Source organism: Streptomyces griseorubiginosus, assembly GCF_017614965.1.
Lineage (GTDB): Bacteria > Actinomycetota > Actinomycetes > Streptomycetales > Streptomycetaceae > Streptomyces > Streptomyces griseorubiginosus_B.
Genome location: NZ_WVUG01000500.1, coordinates 1 through 3,797, shown reverse-complemented (window position 1 = coordinate 3,797; position 3,797 = coordinate 1). Strand labels below are relative to the sequence as shown.

General features: G+C 73.4%; 4 protein-coding genes. All 4 read right to left on the bottom strand.

What is annotated here, in order from left to right; all coding sequences use genetic code 11:
• Positions 1 to 506 (bottom strand): PfkB family carbohydrate kinase (locus tag GRC12_RS42640; protein ID WP_244374631.1); only part of this gene is annotated, 506 nt, incomplete at its 3' end.
• Positions 503 to 1,861: an ADP-ribosylglycohydrolase family protein gene (locus GRC12_RS42635; protein WP_208785816.1), complete on the bottom strand. Its 1,359-nt coding sequence runs from the start codon at positions 1,859 to 1,861 to the stop codon at positions 503 to 505. The genes GRC12_RS42635 and GRC12_RS42640, both read right to left, overlap by 4 nt.
• Entirely contained in the window at positions 1,849 to 3,042 is a 1,194-nt protein-coding gene (locus GRC12_RS42630; protein ID WP_208785815.1) for an ADP-ribosylglycohydrolase family protein, read from the bottom strand. The genes GRC12_RS42635 and GRC12_RS42630 overlap by 13 nt, the downstream gene beginning before the upstream one ends.
• 7 nt (positions 3,043 to 3,049) lie before the next feature.
• On the bottom strand, positions 3,050 to 3,797 hold a 748-nt coding region (locus tag GRC12_RS42625; RefSeq protein ID WP_208785814.1), incomplete at its 5' end, for an ADP-ribosylglycohydrolase family protein.

The window sequence follows — 3,797 nt, the reverse complement described above, 5'->3', positions numbered from 1 at the left end:
GGCAGGGGCTGTGCCGGGGCGGGGGTGAGGATCGTACGGACGCCGTGGGCGCGGGCGGTCCGCGCTCCCGCGACGACCGCGGGCATCGGGATCTCCAACTGCAGCAGCAGGGTGTCGGCGGAGGCGATGAGGCCCTCGTCGCCGGGTACGAGGTGGTCGACGGTGCCGTTGGCGCCGGGGATGACGACGATCGCGTTGCCGCCCTCGTCGTCGACGACGATGTGGGCGGTGCCGGAGGGGCCGTCGACGGTGCGGAGCAGGTCCGTCTCGACGCCCGAGTGTTCCAGGGTGGAGCGGAGTTGGGCGCCGTAGGTGTCGGTGCCGACGGCGCCGATCATCGACACGGTGGCGCCCGCGCGGGCCGCGGCGATCGCCTGGTTGGCGCCCTTGCCGCCGGGGATCGTGCGGAACTGCCGTCCCGTCACGGTCTCTCCGCGCTGCGGGGCCTTTTCGACATAGGTGACGAGGTCCATGTTCGTGCTGCCCAGCACGACGATGTGGGTCATGGGCGGGATGCCTCCCGGTGGGTGAGGTGGGCCAGGGTGTCGAAGCCGACGCCGTTGAAGTCGCCGACGGACGTGGACAGCCGGTTCTTCAGGGGGGACGTCCAGCGTTCGGGGAGGGCGGCGGGGCTGCCGGTGAGCAGTGCGGCGATGCCGCCCGCGGTGGCGCCGTTGGAGTCGGTGTCCAGGCCGCCCGACACGGCACGGGAGATGGAGCCGGTGAAGTCGCCGTCGGCGTGGGTGAGGGCGGCGGCGATCAGGGCCGTGTTGGGGATGGCGTGGACCCAATGGTGGGTGTCGGCGTAGGTGGCGTGGAGTTCGTCCACGACGGTGTCGAAGTCGGGCTGTCGTGTGGCCAGTTCGATGGCGTGGCGGATCGCCTCGGACAGGCGGGAGCGGGGCGGGATCACCGTGAGGCCGGTGCTCAGGCAGCCGTGGATGTCGTGGGTGCCGGTGGCGGCCTGGGCGATGACGGCCGCGGTGAACATCGCCGCGTAGACGCCGTTGCCGGTGTGGGTGAGGGTGGCGTCCGCGTGGGCCTGTTCCGCGGCGGCGGCCGGGTCGCCGGGGTTGGTCCAGCCGTGGACGTCCGCGCGGATGAGGGCGCCGATCCATTCGCGGAAGGGGTTGCGGTGGCGGGCGGTGTGCGGGGGTTCGATGCCGGTGAGGAGGTTGCGGTAGGCGACGCGTTCGGCGGTGAAGGTGCGGCCGGCGGGGAGTTTGTCGAGCCAGAGCCTCGCCACGTCGGCGGTGGTGAAGCGGCGGCCGTGGCGCTGGAGCAGGAGCAGGTTGAGGAGGGGGTAGTTGAGGTCGTCGTCCTCGGGCATCCCGTCGATGTTCTCGACGAGGGAGGTGGGGGCCGAGCGGCGGTTCCAGGGGTGCTGTGACAGGAGCTGTTCCGGGACCCCTCGGGCGGTGAAGTAGGTGTTCAGGGGCCAGTTGCCGGTGGACCGGGCCAGTTGGCGGATGCCGGTGAGGGGGAGTTTCTCGACGGGCTTGCCCAGGAGGCAGCCCGCGGCGCGGCCCAGCCAGGCGGCTTCCAGACGGAGTCGGCTCGTGGCCGCCCGTGCCGGCCGGGGCCAGTCGGGGCAGCAGGCCTTGATCCCCGTGAGCTCGGTCGGCTCCGCCTCGGTCAACCTGCCGGGCAGGTCCGCCAGTTCGTCGAGCAGGTCCTCCGCCAGTTGCCGCAGGTAGCGCGACGCCCGGTCCGTCGACGCACCCGCTCGCACCGGGGCTTCCGCCCCGCCGGCCGCCCTCCAGCGCGCCGCGATCACCGACGCCTCACGACCGTCCAGAGCCGCCTGACGCAGCTCGTGGCCGATCAGGTCCTCCGGCTGTACCCAGGTCAGTCGGAGCATCCGAGGCTTCCGAGTCTCGTGAACGCCGCCTCGTGCGCCCGCCGTCGCCGTACGTCCCGCTCGAAGATCTCGTACGCCACCTCGGTGAGGACGCGGGCCGGTTCCCACAGGTCCAGACGGCTCGCCTCCGAGACCGTCTTGGACCAGTCGTCCGGGACCGGGGAGCCGAGGGCGCCGGTCAGGGCGCCCGCCATCGTGGCGATCGAGTCGCAGTCCCGGCCGTAGTTCACCGAGCCCAGGACCGCGTGGCGGTAGTCGCCGCCGGAGACCAGCACCATGCCGAGGGCGATGGGGAGTTCCTCGATGGAGTGCAGACGGGAGGGGCGGCGGGCGCCGAGGGAGGGGGCGCGGTAGTCGGGGCCCACCGTGTCGTACGGCGTCACCGCCTCGCGCAGCGGGACCAGGGCCGACTCGAAGTCCGTGTGCCGGGACGCCACTTCGCAGACCCGCTCGATCGCCTCGCGGGTGCCGTCCTTGGCGAGGGACAGGACGGTCGAGACGACCGTGTCCGGGGTGGCACCGGGGACGCAGGCCGCCGCCACCGCCGCCGCGAGGACGGCCGCCGCCTCCCGGCCGTACGACGACTGGTGGGCGCCCGCGACGTCCAGGGCCTCGGCGTAGGCGGCCGCCGGATCGGCCGCGTTGACCAGGCCGACCGGGGCCATGTACATCGCGGCGCCGCAGTTGACGATGTTCCCGACGCCGGCCTCGCGCGGGTCGGCGTGGGCGTAGTGGAGGCGGGTCACCAGCCACTTCTCGGCGAGGAAGACGCGGTGGAGGGGAAGGGCCTCGGCTTCCAGCTCCGGGATCCAGCGCGGGTTCGTCATCAGGTCGGGGACCAGATGGTCGGCGATCGCGTAGGCGTCGAGGTGGTCGCGGACGGTCGCGTAGACCCGTACCAGCGCGTGCGTCATCAAGGTGTCGTCGGTGACGTGGCCGTCGCCCTTGTGGTACGGGGCGTGGGGGCGGGCCGTGCGCCAGGCGTCGCCGTTCCAGGGGCCGACGATGCCGTGGACGCGGCCGCCGTGACGTTCGAGGATCTGGGTGGGGGAGTAGCCCTCGACCGGGCCGCCCAGCGCGTCCCCGACCGCCGCGCCCACGAGGGCTCCGGTGACGCGGTCCTCGAGGCTGTTTGTGGCTCGTTCTGTGACGTTGGTTGTTTCCTGCTCTTTGGGCGTCATGCCCGAATCATCCTCCCGGTGGGGCCGGTTGCGTGGCTTCCAGGAGTTCGGCGAGTTCCACCAGGTCGGTGGCGGTGAGGCGGGGGAGCGCGCAGCCGGAGAGGGTGCGGCAGGCGTCCCGCCAGGAGGACGGGATCGTGCTGCCGCCGCCCAGTGCCCCGGTCAGGGCGCCGGCGAGGGCGGGGGCGGAGTCGGCCACGCGGGAGAGACAGGCCGCCGCCGGTACCGCTTCGGCGATACGGCCGCTTGCGGCTGTCGTCAGGGCCAGCGCCACGGGGACGGTTTCGGCGGCCGCGATGCCGTAGCTGTAGACGTGGTCGACGATCTGGTGTTCCAGGAGGGGGACCAGGGCGAAGGCGGACTCGGCCCGGCGGGCCAGGTCGAGCGCGTGGCGGGCGTTGCGGCCGATCTCGGTGGTCTCGGGGAGTTCGGCGAGGGCGGCCGTCACGCAGGTGTGGACAGCGGCGCCGGTCAGCGCCAGGGACACCGCCGCCGCCATCGCGCGGGCTCCGTGCACGCCGTCGCCGTCCTGGGTGTAGCGGGCGTCGAACTCGGCGAGGTCCGCGGCGAGTCGGGGGTCGCCGGGGTGGGCCACGGCCAGGACGCAGGCCCGGACGCAGGCCGCGTCGTCGAAGTAGTGGGGGTTGTCGTGGCCGGTGGCGGGCGGGCGGAGGCCGGCGGCGAGGTTGCCGAGGCCGGCGCGGACGGAGATGCGGGCACGGAGGGGGAGGACGGCGGACTCCACCTCCGGGGCG